This is a genomic window from Caproicibacterium amylolyticum (assembly GCF_014467055.1).
Taxonomy (GTDB): Bacteria; Bacillota; Clostridia; order Oscillospirales; family Acutalibacteraceae; genus Caproicibacterium; species Caproicibacterium amylolyticum.
In genome coordinates this window covers 2717424-2736555 of record NZ_CP060696.1, presented here as the reverse complement: position 1 = coordinate 2736555, position 19132 = coordinate 2717424, and the positions used below count along the sequence as shown (strand labels likewise).

Here is a 19132-nt window from a genome sequence, read left to right as displayed (position 1 = left end):
TTATAACACCAGTAGTAGTGTGACTGGCGAATATATTGTGCCTGCCTGCGATTCATGTAACAAATTAGATTCTGAATTCAGCTTGAAGGGCGGTATTACACTAGTTTCTGCCAACAAGCAAAATACATGTGAATAATACTATAAAGGCTACAGTCAGAGGCTCTAATGATTGAAAGCTATTTTGCTTCTCATAATGTTTATAGTGCAAGCCTTCATTTCTTATTACCTTCCCAGTGAGGGGTTATACAACCCCAAATTTATCTACGCCCGGAATCAAACTCAGCGAGGAACCGCAGTCCCACGCGCACAGGATATTTCCGGCATCGTCCACGCCGCGAACCGTCGCGCGGTCGCCGGGCTTCAGTTTGGTGTAGGGGTCATCCATTGAAATCAATTCCACCCGAGTTCCGGCGGGGTATTCCCGCCGGAGACGCTTGACTTCTTCTTTTGAGGGAAAGTTATTCATGGTCGGCACCTGATTCTTCGGCCACGTCCGCCCCCGTGTCGGCGGTAGGTGCGGCTTCTTCCTCTGCCGGGGCGGTAAGCGCCGCCGGGTTTTCTTCGCCAGCGTCCGCGCAACCAGCGGGGTCGCTGGCCGTTTTTTTATCCGGTGCGCCGTATCGCCACGCGGCGTTTCCAGTGAGGTTTTGGAGCAGGAGTTTCCGCGCCAGCTTGTAATCGTCGCCCACCATGCCGAGGCCGATCAGCCACACCCGCATGGTAAAGCGCGGGTTCTCAAATTCGTCCTGTACCTTCGCGGTTACGCGTTTTTTCTCTTTTGCCGTTTTACAAAGGGCGGCGATGAACTGCGTGTATGCACTCACCGTGTCGCTGTCAAGGCCGCCGGAAAACCATGGGAAGCGGAGTGTCTCGTCGGTCGGTTCAATGGGCAGGTCCTCCGCGCTGAGTGCGGTTTTGATGAGTGTGGCCTTGCTCGCCACCATCTTTTTCAGGTTATCCAGCTTTTCCGGCGTGAAACCGTCCATTGGCATCTCGATGGTGAGGTCAGCTTCTTCCGGCGGTTCGGCTATATTGGGCTCTTCCGCAAGGGGAGCGCCGACAATCGCAAATTTGACGGAATGTTCACCGTTTCCGCTTGGCTTGCTGTAGATATTCCGCCCCTCATGGGTGAAATACATTTCGTATCCTGCGGCGCGGGCTTCTTCCTCAGTATCGAAGTGTTCCTCAATCAGCAGGGTGCCTCGCGGCGTGATGAAGTGCAGGGTCTGGTACGGTTCCGGTTCGAAGCCTTTCCCGGCAAGAGTGGAAAGAAGGCGCGGGTTGTATTCGCCGCTGACCGTTCCGTCCTTATCCACCGTGTATTCACCGACTTCGTAACCGAAGCCCGGCGCGCCGAGATATTTCATCGGGAAATTGAGAATTTCGCTGATTGTTTCGACCAGCCTTTTACGTTCCGCACCTGTTACGTTAAACCTGAATTCCATTTTTGTTACCTCCGAAAATTTATGATTTGCGTTTCCGCAGTACCATTCATCACTCTTTTCGGGGGTAAAATCAAGTTGAAATCCATGGGTGTCAGCCTTCAATTTCGTTATACGCCAGCTTTTCTCCGCCGCGCAGGAGAAAGACGCTTTCGTCGCTTTCCCGGAATTCGATGTAACGCTTTACGATCACATCGCAGTATTTCGGGTCAAGCTCCATGGAACAGTTGACGCGGTCGGACTGCTCCGCCGCCAGAAGTGTGGTGCCGGAGCCGCCGAAAAGATCAAGCGTTACGTCGCCGGTGTGAGAAGAATTCGTGATTGCTCGCCCCGCCAGCGCAATGGGCTTCATGGTTGGATGTTCCTCCGACTTTTTGGGGCGGGGAATCTGCCACAGGTCGCTCTGCTGACGATCCTGTAAAGGGCAGAGGCGCTTTTCGCCGTCCAGCCAGCCGTACCAGATTGGTTCGTACTGCGTGTGGTAATCCTTCCGCGACAGAACGAGCGAGTCCTTTGCCCAGATGATTGTGGATGACCAGTGAAAACTGGCCTCTTTCATGGTGCTCATGGCCGTGCCCCATTCCTGCGCCGACATCACCATGTAGACCATCGCGCCTGGCTCGCAGGCGGAAGCCATCGCTTTGAACGCCGAAAGCAGAAACGCGTAAAACTGCTCCTCAGTCATTTTGTCGTTGAGAATCTGCCGGGGCTTCCAGCTGGGATGCTTCGCGTCGCCGCCGTAATCCACGTTCCACGGCGGGTCGGTAAAAACCATCCGGGCTTTCCTGCCGTCGAGGAGCCGCGCGACCGCGTCCGGGTCCGTGCTGTCCCCGCACATGAGCCGGTGCCTGCCAAGCAGCCACACATCGCCGGGCCGGGTGACCGGCTCCGTGATCTTCGCCGCTTCGGCCTCGCTGTCGAAATCGTCCTCGACAATTTTACCGTCCTCGCGATTCAGCTTCTGGTATAGCTTATCAATCTCCGGGGCCTCAAACCCGGTTATGTCAAGTGAAATGCCGTACTGCTCGATGTCCTTGAAAACCTCCGCCAGCTTTGCGGTATCCCAGTCGCCGGAGATCTTGTTCAGCGCGATGTTGAGCGCTTTTTCCCGCGCCTCATCCATGTCGACGACGACACAGTCGATCTCGTCAAAGCCCAGCTGCCGCAGAACCTTGAAGCGCTGATGTCCGCCGACGATGTTCCCGGTACGCCGGTTCCAGATGATCGGCTCGACATAGCCGAATTCATCCACCGAGCGCAGCAGCTTTTCGTATTCCGGGTCGCCCGGCTGCAAATCCCTGCGGGGATTGTATTTCGCCGGATTCAGCTTTTCAGCCGGGATTTTTTGTATCTGCATGGAATCCATCGGGCGGCTCTCCTCTCGGCTTCGATTTGCGCCTGCGACCGCCGATGATGACAGCCAGCAGGTCTTTTTCCGGATTCGCCACCAGCTGCTCGCTGTTGCGCGAAACGATATCCCAGATCGGTTCCCACGTCGCGAGCACGTTTTTCTGCATTTTCAGCATGGCTTCGGCAAAGTCGGTGATCTCGTAGGTTTCGGCGGACTCTTTTTTCAGCCCCTTTTTGATTTTGACAACCGTCGCCGTTTTGCCGAGCTCATACTGCGCGTGGAGCAGGTAGTATTTCGCCATCGCGTAATCGGCGATCAGCGCGGCGGGAACCAGATTCAGGCAGCCGGACGGCTCCAGATATTTGACCGTGTCGGTATACAGTTCGGTCGGTGTGGGAATGCCGGGTCGGTTCTCCTGCTCCCGCTTTTCCATAACGCGCAGATAACTGGGCGGCTCATGAGGGTCAACGCCGCCGGTTCCCGTGAATTCCACTTTTTTTAAAGGCCGGTGTCCCGGATTTCCCGCCGCCAGCTTCTCGGCGAGCGGCTTCGGTTTGCGCCCCGCGCCCTTCCTTGCGCCTCCGCTGGGCATAGCGCCGCCTCCCTTTTTTGAAAAGTGTCTTTGCATGTATATGCGGCTTTTTTTCAAAATGTGCCCGCTTTTTCCGCTCTTTTTGTCGGGGCCTGTCCCGTCCTGTCGCTGTCCGCCGCCCGCGTCTCCCTGCCAGATTCCCGAAAATCTCCGGGATTTTCCGCGCAGACAGCCTGTACGCTTTTTGAAAAAAGCTGACTCTTTGAAAAAACAGCCTGTCAACCCTGTTTTTCAAAACGAACAAAGCCCCGAAACATCAGCGTTTCGGGGCAATTCTGATATTTTTGAATTCGCGCGTGTCGTGCGCGAAGGCCTGCCGCGCTGTCCGCAAGGCAGGGCCGCAGAGATTCGACCGCCCCCCTAGGGTCAGCGGTGTCTGTTTTCAGCTGCTGCGGTGATCGCGGAGTGGCAGGATTTGCAAAGCGACATGAGGTTCGACTCCTCATGGGTGCCGCCTTCGGCGATTGGAATGATGTGATGGACTTCCTCGGCGGGAACATACCGCCCGGCCTTGAGGCACTGCTCGCAGAGCGGGTGCTTCGAAAGGTACAGGGCGCGAATGGTTTTCCAGCGCCGTCCGTAGATCTTGTTCGAGTCGGGGTCGCGGCGGTACTTGTTATACTCGCGGTTTGCTTGCGAAGCGTGGACTTCGCAGTACCTGCCGTCGGTCAGGTTCGGGCAGCCGGGGAAGGCGCAGGGTTTCTTTGGCTTGTGGGGCATAGGGACACACCTCCGGGTGAAAATGAGGACTGGCACGGACGGATCAGACGGACTTTAAGCGGGAATATTAATTCCTTTTATTGAGTTTGAGCATATTTTTTCTCTGGCGCGTTCATACGCAAAGAATGCGCGGACTCCGTTCGGTGCGTTCGGATGGCGGCAAAATCTGAATAAAATCCGTCCATGGGTATATTCGGTGTCCGTTCGCGATGCGTTCGGGATGAGCCGTTACTCTGAAAGCCGGATGCCGATCCAGACATGCCTGCGGGTGACGGTGTCCCGTCCACGGGACAATCCCTGTATCGCTTCCAATTCACGGTTGAACCGGATTTGAGAGACAGGCTTCAGCGCGTTTGCGGAACAGTATTCCTGATAGGCCGAAAACAGATCTTCGCTCATGCAGGTGTGTCCGCCGTTTATTTCGCAGCATTCCCCGACAAACGCCAGCGCACTGCTGTTCTCCGCCTTGTAGCTCACAAGTTCCGCCTTTGTCCGCTGGGTTTCGGAAAACCGGTAGGAATTCTCCATCAGACGCCGGAGCCCGGCCATTGACCACGCCAGTATGCCGTCGGCCTCGGCGGCCAGCTTTTCTTTCAGATTCGGGTCGCGCTTATCCTCCGGTATCGCCCGGTCAAAACGGATCAGCATCAGGCGGCGGTAGAAGCCGTCCGAGCGGTCGGTGTAGCTTTTGGGGACACTGTTGCAGGAAAACAGCAGCCGCGCAAAGGGCTTGAAAGAGAAGTATTCCTTAAATTTATGCTGTGCGGAGATATAGTCCTCGCCGGTGATTGCCTTGAAGGTTCCCGTGTCACGGATATTCTCGGACGGGAGGTCGGCGAACACATTTGCCAGTTTGCCGAAAAGCTGGACCGTTGCGAATTTCTCGTCCAGCGCCTGCCAGGTCAGGGTGGATACATTGTCAGCGCCGAGCAGGACGTCCTGCACCACGGACAGGAACGTCGATTTTCCACTGTCGCCTTTTCCTACAATTACAAACGATTTCTGCGCTTTGTTGACCGGGACGAGAAAATATCCCAGAATCTCCTGTATCAGCGGGACTTCGCTTTCCGGCAGGACATCGGAAAGGTAGCGCATGAAAATAGGGCACCGTGCCTCCGGGTCATAATTTCCGCCCAGCCGGATTGTGGACAGGTATTTCGGGTCGTGCGGCAGGAATTCATCGGTCATCACGTTGTACAGCCCGTTTTTAAAGTTCATGATGTAGGGATTTACATTGATTTCACGCACTGTTTTGTCGACCAGCACCTGCCATTGCCATTCCGCGTCCCGAATTTCAGCCGCCAGCGCGTAGCGCGCGTTCATATAGGAACGCACCTTTCGCTGTGCGGTTTTGTCGTTTTTCGGCAGATACACGCCGTTTTCATAGAAATAGTAGCTGTCGGCACAGTAAAAAACATGCTCGTTCTCGGCGCAATGGTCGGCGAGCACACCGGGCAGGAAATTCCACTTTCCTTTTTCGGAAACTTCATACCACGCGGGAATCTCGCTCCCGCGCCGTTCCTTGCGCGCTTCCTGCGTCGCCGAAAAAGCTTTATACAGTTCTTTTTGGTAGGCCGGAAGCGTTTTGAGGTCAGCCGCCTTAAATTTAAAGTGGTTCTTAATATTGTCGCCGATAAACGCACCCGCGATTCCGGGGTCGATGTTATACAGGTAATCGTTGATAAACCGACGTGCCGTATGAATGTCGACGGCGGCCTCCTGCTTGGTCTTGACGGATGCGAGCGCTTTTTTCAGCTCTTCCACGCTCATCGGGTGAAATGCCAGCCCAGCCGGTGATTTGCAGGTGCAGCTGCCGCCGCGCATTTTCGGGCAGACAAAACCGCGCTCCGCAATCTTTCGGCAGGTCATCGGTTTGGTGCCGGATTTATAGAAATGGTCGATCTTCGCCTGTGTGGCGTTATAGTCATAAGCCGGATACGGTTTCGACAGCTTGTGGATGACGACCTCGCCGCCCTCGAAAATCGCCAGATTGGAGATCATGGCGTACCAGTCCGGCTCTGAGAGGGTTTTTGCGTTCCTTTTACAGTGCTGAATGAACGCACAGCGGCGGCCCACCAGCACCAGCCCTTTCTGGGAGCCCCGATCTTTATTCGGCGATGAAGCAACGTGCAGCGGCTCATTTTCTTCAGAAAGTTTCGGCAGAACAGCCTCGAGCTCTTTTTGGGTATACCGCAGTTCCGGATTGAATTTAACGCATTCCACAGGAACAGGTTCTTCTTTGCAGTGCAGAAAGCCCGGGAGACGGAAAACCCGGCTTTCGTTTACGCAAGCCGGGTCTGCTCCGAAATATGCGATCAGCCGTTTCTGGATAGGCCGGAACCGTTCCACTTTGGCATTTTTCATCAGCCAGTAGCAGTGAAGCGACTTTCGGGTCCTGACGATCAGCGATGGTTCGAGCGGAAAAGCCTGAATTTTCGCCAGCTGCTCTTCCAGCGGAATATCGTCGCACTCCATGAACTGGGCGTTGATGCGGGTAATTTCGGAATCCTCATGCCCGCCGTAGTTGATGACAAAATATATCCCGCGATTCTGTCTGTTGTGGGCTTTTAGCGTATCGACAATTTTGTCGAAATGCCCTTGTTCGATTTTCAGTTTCTGGCCGGAAAACGCGTTATCGGGGCGGTCGGAGAAGATTCGCAGACAGACGGACTCCGCCGGTTCAAAAAACGCGCCGAGGAATTCTCCCGGACTGACCGGAACCGCATTCAGAGAATATTCACTCACAGGCATTCCTCCAGCTCATGCAACTCCCCAAACCGGGTTCCGGCGGCGGCATCCGCCACAATCGGCACCGAAAACGCATCAAAAGGTTTCGTTTCCATGCAGTTTTTGATGAAAATAACGGCCTCTTTGAGGTGATTTTCGGGCAGTTCAAAGACCAGTTCGTCGTGAATCTGCAGTAAAGGACAAAGCCATGGGCGTTCGGGCAGGCCCCGGACAATCCGTCCAAGAGCAAGTTTGAGAATGTCCGCCGCCGTGCCCTGAATCGGCGTGTTCATGGCCACGCGCTGCGCGAAGGACTTCACATTCCAATCCCGAGAGGTGATGCCCGGCAGGGAGCGCCGCCGACCGAGCCATGTTTCGGTATATTTGCGGAACTCGGCGCGCTTTTTCGTTTCCTCCTGCCAGCGCGAAAGGCGTGGGTATCCGGCCTTGAGGTTGCGGATAATGCTCTCACATTCATTGAGCGACACATCCAGCCCGGCCTTGAATTTCAGTGTTTTTTGCAGGCCTTTTGGAAACAGTCCGAAAAAAGTGCCGAAGTTGCAGTTCTTGGCGATGGTGCGCCGCTCCTTGTACTCCGGCGCGCTTTTGTCCTTTGCCTGCTCCAGCGGAATTTTGTAAATGACAGAGGTGGTCTGGGCGTGGATATCCCCGCCGGAGCGATAGGTTTCAAGCATCTTTTCATCCTTGCAGTAGAACGCGCCTACACGCAGCTCGATTTGTGAGAAATCCAGCGACAACAGAATTTTTCCCTTCGGCGCGTTGATAAAATTGCGGACGCCGATATCGTCTGCGCCCGCGCGGGGCATGTTCTGGCAGTTCGGATTTTTGGATGCGAAGCGACCCGTTTCGGTGGCCAGCGGCAGCAGATCGGGATGGATACGCCCGGTGGCCGTGTTGACATATTTGAGGTATCCGTCTATGTAGGTGGATTTGATCTTTCCCCAGCGCCGGTACTCCTGCACCAGTTCAAATAAGCGCACCAGTTCCGGACGGTTCTTTTCACAGTGCTCTTTGAGCAGGATCAAAGTTTCGTCATCCAGTGCGTCCTGCTGTTTTTCCGTTTGTTTTACTTTCGGCAGCTTCAGCCGTTCAAACAGGTATTTTTTGAAAGCGGCGGTGCTGGCGTTTGCACCGATGGGGATGTCGCCGATGATGAATTCGATTGATTTGCGTATTTCCGTGAGATGTTTTTCGGCTTCAATTCGTTTCGCTTTCATTAGTTCCACATTGAAAGGTAGCCCGTTATACCGCATCAGGCCGACATAGACGGCGGTGGGCGATTCGATTTTTTCTACAATGAACCGGTGTTTCGGCAGGAAGCGGTCAAACCAGCCGTTGAGAAGATGATACAGCCGCAAAGCGTAATCCGAGTCGGCACAGGCATACCGGACGGTGCGCTCCGCCTGCGGATCGAGCTCGTCAAAATGAAGGCCGCCAACCGTTTCGGTGTAGGATGGAAGCTGTTCGCCGAAGTATTCCGGTACCAGTGTTTTGAGCCCGCAGTCGCCGAGCGAACGGAACTCCTTCTCACTTTTATATACCAGCTGCGCCGCCGCGATGGTGTCGTAACAGGGTTCCTGTACCACGATGCCGCGCGCGTACAGAAATGCGCTCTCAAACGCGAGGTTATGGACGACCTTGGTGACGGTGGGGTTCATGAAAAGCTCTGGTTTCAGCCACGCCCAGATGGCATCCTGATCGGTAGCGTTTTCCCCGACGCGGTGCGCCAGCGGCAGATAGACGGCGTCACCCTCGGCCACCGAAAAGCTGATGCCGACGATATGCGACTTGTGTGCGTCCAACGCGGCGCGGTCGTCGTTCCGGTATGCGTCGTCCGGTGCGGTTTCAAAGTCGAAGGCGACGATGGATGCGTCGAAAAGATAGGTTTGCAAGTCCGACAGAGACAGAATTGATCGATATGGCATGGACATTCCTCCCGCAGTATAGTATTTCTTAATGCATATGCGGGATAAAATAGGAATTTATTTTGTCCATTGTTGCAAATGCCAATGTCCATCGTTTCTTATTGCCCTTTTATGTAGGACGCGGTATAATAATTCCAATAGGTAAAAAGAGCAGTTCCATACCGCTCCAGTAATTGAGCTCTGCTCAGACCTGTAGATAACACCGCAACCAATAATTATTGATGGATAGTTGTGAATAACATCAAAGGCAAGTCGTTTTGTTGTAAGGCCACTGTTGACAGTAAAGGAGAATTAATATGATCAACTATAAACCAATAGAAAAAATGCATGTTTCTGAGCAAGGTTCTGTGGTATTAAAAGTTGAAAATATAGATACTCATGAAATATGTGCACTTAAGCTAGTAGGGCAGTTAAGTAACAAACTTAATAGATTAATTTTCAAACGTGAAATCGGCGCGTTAAGAGCTTTAAACCAGTTTAATGACATTGTTAAAATATATGATTCATCTGATACTCTGATTTATAACCAGAAATGCGATTACGGAGCTATACTACTTGAATTTGTTGACGGGCAATCATTAGATAGAATTGATTTCTCAAGCTATTCTGATTTAGAAAAAATAGTTATATGTAAAAACATAGCAAAAGCTATCTTGCATGCTCATCAATGTGGTGTTTTGCATCGAGACATTAAGCCATCCAATATTATGCTTGTCGATGGTATATCCAAGGTGAAAGTTATTGACTTTGGGAACAGTAAGTTGAAGACAGTGGTAGATGAAGAAACAACAAAATGGGTTTATTCAACTGGATATGTTGCTCCTGAAGTAGCTCAAGGCCAAGAGGCAACAGAGAAGAGTGATATTTACTCTTTAGGTGCGGTTTTTTACTACATCTTCTTTGCTGCCCCTCCGGCAAACGTCGGGTGCCTTTCAGAAAACTTGAATTCATTCGCAATAATTCCGGCAGTGCAGAGCTTGCTTATGCAAATGCTTTCTGAAAAAGTGGAAGAAAGATTTGATGACGTTCAACAAATCGTTGAAATACTTGATGAAGTGATTGGTTGTCTTAACGCCAATAATAGTACTTTTTGGTTTACTGTAGATACTGAAAAATTGACATCATTGAAAAGGCAATTTACTGTTGAAAGTATTATGACATTTTCGCAATTCTTGTCAACATATCTCGTAAATGAGTTTTCTACTATGTATGGCATATATAATTCAAAATACGATTTATATGAATTTGTTGGGAATGAATTGTACATGTCTTGCTTGTATAAAAAAGACATTAGGGCCTTTAGTGTAATCAAATTATACAGTATACCGATTGACAAGCGAACTAAATTACAAAGAATATTTGGAATAATAGAAGGGAAAAAGTGTTTTTCTGGTTTTGGTTTCCCTATAAGTGGTAAAAACGATAGCAACAGACTGGAAGTACAATTACGCAATTATGATAATGAACGACAAACATTAGAATCTAAAAACAATCTGTTTGAAGAGCTATTCGGAAAATGGAGACAAAGCATTTTAGAAGAATTTGAAAAACTTAAAGAGAAGAGCATTCAAGTTTCTTATACTGATCATTGGTTTGATGGTAACCGAATTTATCTAAGCATCGATAATATTCAAGGAGTTGATATTGATGACTTGTCGCCAGAAATCAAATTTGTTTTTGATACACCAGAAAATCCAAAGGAAAGATGCATTCCCATTGGCAGCTTTGAAGATGTTGTTTTTGAGGACGATAAGACTATATTAATTTTAACTCTAGAACGAGGCATAACCAGTGGAAAACTCTGGCCATTTTTAAAAATCAAAAAAACTATAATTGAGGACTATAGAAGAAAAAGCGTTGCTTTACGACGTCAATTATCAGCAATTAAGGCATTAAAAAGTGAGGAATACAATTCCCCCGGTTTAAAAGATATTATTCTGGAACTTTCTGCGCCGACAATGACACATTCTATTACTTCATTGCATTATTTTAATAAGAACTTGAATGATTCTCAGCGCCAAGCGGTTATTAAAGCCATGGATTCAAATAGTATAAGCTTAATTCAAGGTCCTCCAGGAACGGGAAAGACAAGTGTCATTTCTGAGATTGTGCAGCAAATATTGTCTAAATCTTCCCCAAGTGATATTCCTCCCAAAATTTTAGTTGTCTCTCAATCGAATACAGCTGTTGATAATATCTTAGAAGGAATTTTCTCTTGGAATAGTGGAGAGAAGATAAGGGTCGTTCGAATTGGAGATAAAACTAAAGTTTCAAAAGATGTTGCCACAAATTATCTTGTTGACGCTATAAAAGACAAACTTTTTGAGAATGTACATAATTTATCAACACAGTTTGTCAAAGACAAACTTGCGGTCTATACCGTTCTAGAATCAGATGATCAACGAATTCAGGAATCAAAAATATCAAATTTAACAGTGTGGAGAAAAGCAGAAGAGATTCAAGAGGATTGGTTAAAAAGATGTGGGGATTACAATGCATTACGATATCAAATCATCAATAGTTCAGCTATAATTGCTGGAACATGTGTTGGGTTTCTTTCTGATGAAAATGTTAGAGATATGATATTTGATTATGTAATAGTTGACGAAGCTGCAAAGGCTACAACTCCCGAATTGCTGGTATCAATTGTAAAAGCAAATAAAATCGTCTTAGTCGGAGATCAAAACCAATTGCCACCTTTTGCTGATGGTAGTCTTTCTCAATTATCCACTTCCTTAGTTAAAGATCCTCAATATCGTCTTTTCGATATACTATTTGATTCACTTCCGGAAACACATAAACAATTTCTCTCTACACAATATAGAATGTGCAGTACAATTGGTAATTTAATTAGCACTGTATTTTATGACGGCAAGATTATAACTGGCATTAATGATGAGGATAGGAAGCATGGGGTACCTGATTTTGAAGGATTCTCTATTGTATGGATCGATACATCTAAATTGAAAAGACATGATTCGCAAAAAGAAGCAGGAGGTTCATCATATAATTTGACTGAAGTAGGTATTGTCCGTACTCTTCTTGAAAAGATGAATTCGCAAAGCAATGCAAAAGATCTTGATGTAGGTATTATAACTGCTTACAGAGCTCAAAAAGAAGCTTTGCTCAAAGTGTATAAAAATGGAGATTATAAGGCTATCGGTAATATTGATATAAATACACTTGATGCTTTTCAAGGAAGAGAAAATGATATAATCATATACAGCACTGTTAGAACAAATGGAAGTATTGGTTTTCAGAGGGAAAAAGAAAGAATAAATGTCGCATTTTCTCGGGCAAAGTGTCTGCTAATTGTTTGTGGAGATATTGATTTTTTTGAGACATGGTCTGATGGTGAAAATAAATATGTAGATGTTATAAATTATATTCGGAACAATTCTCGTACATGTAAAATAATGGATGCTCGAGAGGTTATACAATGATAGAAAAATATATTAATGACATTTTTCAAAATCGTGTTCCTGATAATAAAGGATATATTTATGTTACGACAGAAACAATTCAAATACCTATATATAAGGTTACACTGAGCATATCTAAGAGGCATATAACAAATCTCGAGTTAGTCGAAGAAATGATTCTTCGGTTGTCCTCAGTTGGAATCACTAATTTGGATACAATTGCAGGGGTGCTAGGGTTACCTCGAGACATTGTGGATATCACTGTTGGCGATTTACATTTAAAAAATTTGGCATTTCACTCATCGGGGAATTGCATTCTTATGGCTAAAGGAAGAGAATCTATTAAAAATCTTTCAGTAATTAACCGTGAAAAAGACATACTAAATAATGTGTTTGTAGATGCCATAACCGGCGAAATTAGCGGTGAGAAAAATGATTATTTTAGAGAAAGCTTTGTTTATAATGATACAAAAATGAAGCATATCTATGATGCTAATACAATAGAACACTACAGACGGAATATGGACAGTATTAGACTGATTTTCGACCTATCCGCAAAGACCTATCTTGATGATAATATGAAAGTTCAGGATGAACTTGTCAGCATAGATGCCGTTGAAGATGTAGTCACCGGTTTCATAGATACTCCAATACATATATATGCAAGTGAAAGTGGATACGAAATCGATATTGTTGCACAGAGGAGGTCGCAACGAAAATTTTTAGAAGCGCATAAAGAATCAATAATAGAACAACTCCGTGATAGAAAGCTATTGCCTAATTTAACTAGCTATTCTTCGAGCGGTCATGCAAATTTATCAAAAGGTGAATATCTTTCAACTCAGGATGTATATGATCAATTGAAAGAAATGTCGGGTAATACCTTAACTACTGATCTTGAGACTCAAGCACATACTATATTATTTAGTCCACGAATATTGTTTGATAATGAATTAATTGATTTTTGCCGCATTGCATTTTCAAAAGCAAATAAAGTGGAAATAATGATAGACAACTTAAACTATTGGTCTAAAAACTACAAGTTTTTAACTATTTGTAGTTTACTCAAACCAAATACAGAATGCTTTATTTATTATTGCAATTCAGGACAAAATATTTCTTCGCAAATTAGAAGAATTAAGAAATCCGGTCCCAACATTAATGAAAAGAGAATTTTGAAGGCTGTACATAACAACTGGTTTCAGATATTAGTCGATTCTAAATTTACTATTAGTACTTTCGCAGAATCAGTCAAAGTGTTTGGGGATAATAGATATATTTTGCGTAGCGTTTCAACTTTATCTTTGATTAGTAATCAGAATTAACCTTTTTTGGTAGAGAGTACACTCGAAAAATTTAAAAAATGTTTTGTATGCCGGATGATGTGATCTGCCAGTGGGACAAGCTGGACTTGTACACTGTCGGAGAATGTCGAAGAACGAAAAATGTTTTAGTGTAACCGCTGGTTGCAAAATGTTTTTGTATGTTGGATGACGTGATCTGCCAAATAGAAAACCAATGATTGATACAATTGTTGGTTTTCTTTTTTTGCCCTGAGCGCGGGAAAAACCCAGCAATACTGGGCTTTTTGAGACTTTTGCTGATTGCCGTCTGGTATTTTACCGGACGGCTTTTTTGATTTTTATGGGTTGAGCATTTGCTGCTGATGCCAAATGCAACTCCGAGGAAGAAATCGTTCAATAGTATGGGGTATCGTGTAATCGTATAGGGAACGTTCATTATTGCAGATAGGAAATAATAATTGGAGGGAGCTACATAAACAATCTGAATTTGTTTTGGATTTCTATTATTCTACTTACTTGCCGGTATAGAATAAATACATGTGGCAGCATCGATATTATCGCCGGACACTGCCAGTTCTGTGGCAGTGATACCGATACACATCAAAATAGTGATAACTTCGAGATGGGGGGTGTTAGGTGGCTTTAGCCGTAAATAAACCTATCGGCTTTCAGCCGATAGTGCTTTAGTTTCTTGATGCCACAGCAATGGCGATTGGGCTGAATGCGGAGCAGTATTTTACTACGCTTTTCCTCAGTTCCCTCAAAAAATCCTCTTATCCTAAAAATTATATCTTACATCCCATCCTATTTTTCCGCCTTCGGGCGGCTTTTTCTTTGCACTACGCGGAGATATGGGCGGTTACACTTTGTCTGCTATTTTAACACAGATGCGTAGATCCTCTTACAATTAGTACCGGCAGAGTAGTATAGGATTGGACTTGCAAGGATGGAGTTTTAATCTTTCTCAGCAGCATAATGCCAGCCTGCATGCCCATATCATAAACATCAATGTTAACAATGGAGAGTGGCGGCTCTGTAATTCGTGAATATGGGTAATCGTCAAAAGAGATCACGGCAGTTTCATCTGGAATCTTAATTTGCAGGTCTTTCAGTGTTCGCATTGTGCCAAGCGCGATTGTATTATTTGCGCAAATAATAGCATCTGGATGCCTGCTGTCAACCAATGCTTTTGTTATTTTCTGTGCATCCGATATAGTCGTAGCTCCCAAACAAATGTTGTTGTCAGGTATAGAAACATTGAAATCTTTTGCAGTCCGCGTAACACCCTGCAGCCGGTGCAAAGAAATATGGTCTTGTTTTGCACCACCGATATAGGCAATATTGTGACATTTAATTTCAATTAAGTGCCGCATAGCAATGGAGCCGGAAAGCTGATTGTTTGTATCAATCCAACACAGTTCACTATTAAAGTCCAGCTTTCCAATTACAATGTGTGGAAATTTATTTTCTACTAACACAGATGAAACATCTGGTGTTACGGCGGATATGTGTAAAATGATACCGTCCACTACTTTCTGCTCTATCAATGCTTTGATTGTGTCGCATTCGTTTTGTTCAGCAGTAAGACCAACAAAAATTAAGTGGTAGCCATTTTCATTCAGTTGCTTTTCGGCACCACACATGATTGCAAAAAGGTGAGGATTGTTAAAAGCAGTTGTGTTTTCTGTGTGGGCAATGAAGGCAACGTTGTATGTCTTTTGCTTGGCAAAATTTCTAGCCTGTTCATTAGGATGATACTGCAGCCGTTCCATAGCGGCACGAACTTTTTTTGTGGTAGTTTCAGAAATGAGTGGAGAGTGGTTTAAAACTTTTGATACCGTAGAAACAGAAACACCTGCTTCTTGGGCAACATTTCGTATACTTACAGCCATAATTATAATACTCCTTTCTTATAAAGATATTACAACGGTTTCATGAAAAAGTCAATAATATTTACAATATATAGTTGACTTTTTATATAATTGGCTATATAATGATCTTGAAATCGATAAATAATCAAATATATACTAGTCCGTACTAGAAATATTATTATATCGGTTTCATAAATTTTTAATGGGAGGTCGTTGTTTTGAAAAAGTGTATTGCAGTAATAGCTGCAGCAGCGTTGATAATGGGAACTGCTGCAGGATGCCAATCAGGAGGGAGCAGCAGTACTGCTGTATCGAAAGCTGCCAGTGCAGCAAAAAGTCCAACCAATATAACAATTTGGTATGAAAATGACCAGACAATCGGGGATGCTCTTCAGAAACAGTTGGACAGCTTAGCCCCCAATGTTAAGGTGAAGCTTCAACGCAAGGATAAAATGACAGATGCATTGAAATTGGTTGGAAATGATACACAAGGCGCCCCGGATATGTTTTTCTTTGCTCATGATAAGGCTGGCATTTTTGCAGAAATGGGCATTTTGAGCCCTATCACCGATTTGATTTCCAAGGATTCTTTGTCTGATTTTATTCCCATGACATTAAATGCCGGTACATATAAGGGCACTCTATATCAACTCCCCATCTACTTTGAAACACAGATGTTTATGTACAATAAAAAGTTAATGAAGGTGCCGCCAAAAACAACGGATGAGCTGCTCAAATTTGCGAAGGAAAACACCAAAAATGGAACATATGGATTTGTTGAGCAGCATAGCACCGCTTATTACGCTGTTAGTTGGATGCACGCATTTGGCGGGTATGTAATTGACAAGGATTCAAAGCCTGGTCTGAATTTAAAGGGGACAATTGATTCCCTGTCTTACCACAAACAATTTGTACAGTATCAGCCGGCAGATGGTGATTACAATACAATGACAACACTTTTTAAAGAAGGAAAAGCAGCATCAACAATTAATCTTCCAAACCTTGCTGCAGATGCAAAAAATTCCGGAATTGATGTGGGGTATGCAACGATGCCGACCATTCCATCCGGCAAGCCGCTAGCACCATATTCAGGTGTACAGGGTATTTATGTGCTGAAAAGCGCCGGAGCAAACAAGAAAGATGCCGTTACTCAAGTTTTACAGACGCTTGCAAAGCCAGAGGCCGGCATCGCAATGTCAAAAGTGACAAATGATGCACCAGCCAATAATAAATCTTATGCTGACTCTGAAATTGCATCTAATGAAATTGTAAAAACGCTTAAAGCATCTGCAGATACGGTAGTGCCGATGCCAAATGTTCCGGCAATGGATGTCATGTGGTCTGTAACCGAAAATATGCTGACTGCTGTTAATAAGAAAAATGCAAATCCAAAAACTGAGGCTGATAAGGCGCAGCAGGATGCTTTAGCACAGATTGCAGATATGAAGTGAAGAAAGCATTCCTATGTCATTCAAAGTGATGCTTCTAAAAATGATGTCGCCGCAAAACTGATAGAAAACACCAAGTGAAATTAGACCCACGCTGAATCAAAGGCCTGCTGCCATAGAGTTTGAAAAAGCTTTTATGAAAGATGGGCGAAATGATAAGGGGTGGGTTTATAAATGCAATGGAGAAAAAGGCAAGCGTGCATGGAACCGGCAAAAGGGTTGATGTGGTGGAAAGCAGGAACGCAAAGGCTGTATAAACAGGCTTTCAACGTAAGCTGTACAAGATTGAAATTTAGTATGTTTGGGAAAAACTTTCCACTGTCTCTATTCGGGATTAAAACTGTCACGCTTGCTAGAACTTTGGTATTACACTAACATCTTCGACGGATTCTGCCGCCTGACAGACAGGCTCAAAACTAGGGTGCTGACTGGCCCACTTGCGGGACGTTCCCGCGGTCAAATATCCAGCGAGATAATGCCCGGAATACATTTCAGCGTTTGGGTGGAATTTTCTCCGATGTTTTCAATCATTTTTTGACACTACCATTTTCGAAATAGCTAGCGAGTTAGGGGGGGATAGACCATGAAAAAGAGAACATACCGTTCATATTTGTATTTACTGCCGTCACTATTGGTCATAGGCATCATTGTGGTATTTCCAATTTTATATACTGGATATATCTCAGTGACCAATATGAATGTTTATCACTGGTTTAATCCAAGAATTATTGGATTCCAAAATTATGCCAAAGCCTTTGCTGTACTTGATTCTGGATTTTTGACAGCTTTGTTAAGGACCATTGTCTGGACTGTTCTGAATATGGTTTTGCAGATGGTCATTGCCTATGTCATTGCTGTGCTGCTGAATACAAAAGGATTACGGGCTCATAAAATATATAAAACAATTTTAATGTTTCCTTGGGCCATGCCCGGATATGTATCCATTTTACTGTGGAAGATGGGGATGTTTAATAATGAATATGGCTTGATGAATCAATTCCTGCATTTGTTGGGGAAAAGTGGTATCAATTGGCTAAATGGCGATGTAACAGCATTTTTATCCTGTACACTGGTTAATCTCTGGCTTGCACTGCCTTTTATGATTATGATTATCGATGGTGCACTCCAAAGTATCGATAAAGCCTATTATGAAAGTGCAATACTGGATGGCGCGGGATTTTTCACCAAGCTTCAAAAAATCACAATTCCACTGGTAAGGCCTGTGATTGCACCAGCTGTTGTAATTACAATTTTTACAACCTTTAAGCAGTTTGATATTATTTATCTTTTAACACAGCAGCAGGGAGCCAAGACAGGCGCAGACATACATACAGTCATTACGTATACTTACGAAAAGGCATTTGTTACTAACAACTATGGGTATAGTTCCGCTATATCCATCATCATTTTTGCAATCCTGATTATTTCTTCAATATTGACAAATCGACAATTAAAGGAGGGAAATGTATGAAAACAAAACATAAAATTGGTATGATTTTTCTTAATTTGTTTTTCATTTTTCTGTGTTTCATATGTTTAATTCCTATACTCTATGCTCTGACAATTTCGCTAAATGCAAAAAATGATTTGTTAAGTTCAAACTTCTCTTTCATTCCGAAAAGTTTTACACTTCAGAATTATTGGGAAATCCTTGTTAACAGGCCTTTTCTGCTTTGGGCGAAAAACAGCTTGATACTATCTGCTTCAACGGTAGTCATAGATCTGACAGTTGCTATTCCAGGTGCATATGTACTTTCCAGAAAGCGCTTTTCAGGCAGAAAAGCAATTTTAAATTTACTAATATTATTGAACGCATTCCCAGCTATCCTTTCCATGTTTGCAGTGTACCGTATCTTAAAACCGGTTGGTTTGATAAATACTTTCACCGGCCTTGTGTTGATTTACATTGGCACAATGGCAATCTTTGCTTTGTGGAATATGAAAAGCTACTTTGACACAATTCCCTTAGAAATTGAAGAAGCAGCGATGATGGATGGTGCAGACGATAAGCAACTGATTTGGCGTATGGTTCTTCCGTTGGCCAGACCTTCGATTATTGTGACAGCAGTCATGATTTTAATTTATGTATGGAATGAATACATATTTGCAGTGACATTTATTAATGGAGCCGATAAGTATACCTTGGCAGCTGGTTTATATTCACTCCAGGCTACGGATTATACACGCAACTGGCCGCTCTTTTCTGCGGCATCGCTGCTCGTTTCTTTTCCAGTATTGATTATTTTCTTCTGCGTGCAGAAATATATGGTTTCAGGATTAACTGCAGGCGGGGTAAAAGGATAAGTAAG

General features: G+C 45.1%; 13 protein-coding genes. 5 read left to right on the top strand and 8 right to left on the bottom strand.

What is annotated here, in order from left to right; genetic code table 11:
* Positions 1-241: 241 nt before the first annotated feature.
* From H6X83_RS13165 to H6X83_RS13135, 7 genes are all read right to left on the bottom strand, one after another.
* A complete protein-coding gene (locus H6X83_RS13165; protein WP_212506912.1) occupies positions 242-466 on the bottom strand; it encodes a DUF4314 domain-containing protein in 225 nt (74 codons plus the stop codon).
* Complete coding sequence (locus H6X83_RS13160) at positions 459-1445, bottom strand: virulence protein (protein ID WP_212506911.1); 987 nt, start codon at positions 1443-1445, stop codon at positions 459-461. The genes H6X83_RS13165 and H6X83_RS13160 overlap by 8 nt, the downstream gene beginning before the upstream one ends.
* A gap of 91 nt (positions 1446-1536) precedes the next feature.
* Positions 1537-2808 (bottom strand): site-specific DNA-methyltransferase, encoded by a 1272-nt coding sequence (locus tag H6X83_RS13155; protein WP_484484198.1) that lies wholly within the window; start codon positions 2806-2808, stop codon positions 1537-1539.
* Positions 2774-3385: a hypothetical protein gene (locus H6X83_RS13150; RefSeq protein WP_212506910.1), complete on the bottom strand. Its 612-nt coding sequence runs from the start codon at positions 3383-3385 to the stop codon at positions 2774-2776. The genes H6X83_RS13155 and H6X83_RS13150 overlap by 35 nt, the downstream gene beginning before the upstream one ends.
* Before the next feature lie 366 nt (positions 3386-3751).
* Entirely contained in the window at positions 3752-4105 is a 354-nt protein-coding gene (locus H6X83_RS13145; protein WP_212506909.1) for an HNH endonuclease, read from the bottom strand.
* 228 nt (positions 4106-4333) lie between these two features.
* Positions 4334-6850, bottom strand: coding sequence for a phage/plasmid primase, P4 family (locus H6X83_RS13140; protein ID WP_246419289.1), 2517 nt, complete (start codon positions 6848-6850; stop codon positions 4334-4336).
* Complete coding sequence (locus H6X83_RS13135) at positions 6847-8778, bottom strand: bifunctional 3'-5' exonuclease/DNA polymerase (protein ID WP_212506907.1); 1932 nt, start codon at positions 8776-8778, stop codon at positions 6847-6849. The genes H6X83_RS13140 and H6X83_RS13135 overlap by 4 nt, the downstream gene beginning before the upstream one ends.
* Positions 8779-9074: 296 nt before the next feature.
* Here H6X83_RS13135 and H6X83_RS13130 point away from each other — a divergent pair, with 296 nt between their 5' ends.
* Complete coding sequence (locus H6X83_RS13130; RefSeq protein ID WP_212506906.1) at positions 9075-12221, top strand: serine/threonine-protein kinase; 3147 nt, start codon at positions 9075-9077, stop codon at positions 12219-12221.
* The gene (locus H6X83_RS13125) at positions 12218-13525 is read left to right on the top strand and encodes a hypothetical protein (RefSeq protein WP_212506905.1); all 1308 of its coding nucleotides are present in this window, start codon (positions 12218-12220) and stop codon (positions 13523-13525) included. Before H6X83_RS13130 ends, H6X83_RS13125 begins: the two co-directional genes overlap by 4 nt.
* A gap of 857 nt (positions 13526-14382) precedes the next feature.
* Here the strand turns inward: H6X83_RS13125 and H6X83_RS13120 are convergent.
* Complete coding sequence (locus tag H6X83_RS13120) at positions 14383-15396, bottom strand: LacI family DNA-binding transcriptional regulator (protein WP_212506904.1); 1014 nt, start codon at positions 15394-15396, stop codon at positions 14383-14385.
* Between the two features lie 197 nt (positions 15397-15593).
* Between H6X83_RS13120 and H6X83_RS13115 the strand changes: the two genes are divergently transcribed.
* The 3 genes from H6X83_RS13115 to H6X83_RS13105 all read left to right on the top strand — a co-directional run bounded on the left by H6X83_RS13115 (position 15594) and on the right by H6X83_RS13105 (position 19127).
* Complete coding sequence (locus tag H6X83_RS13115) at positions 15594-16826, top strand: extracellular solute-binding protein (protein ID WP_212506903.1); 1233 nt, start codon at positions 15594-15596, stop codon at positions 16824-16826.
* A gap of 580 nt (positions 16827-17406) precedes the next feature.
* Positions 17407-18294 (top strand): carbohydrate ABC transporter permease, encoded by an 888-nt coding sequence (locus tag H6X83_RS13110; RefSeq protein ID WP_212506902.1) that lies wholly within the window; start codon positions 17407-17409, stop codon positions 18292-18294.
* On the top strand, positions 18291-19127 hold the full coding sequence (locus tag H6X83_RS13105) for a sugar ABC transporter permease (protein ID WP_212506901.1): 837 nt from the start codon (positions 18291-18293) through the stop codon (positions 19125-19127). The genes H6X83_RS13110 and H6X83_RS13105 overlap by 4 nt, the downstream gene beginning before the upstream one ends.
* Positions 19128-19132: the final 5 nt, after the last annotated feature.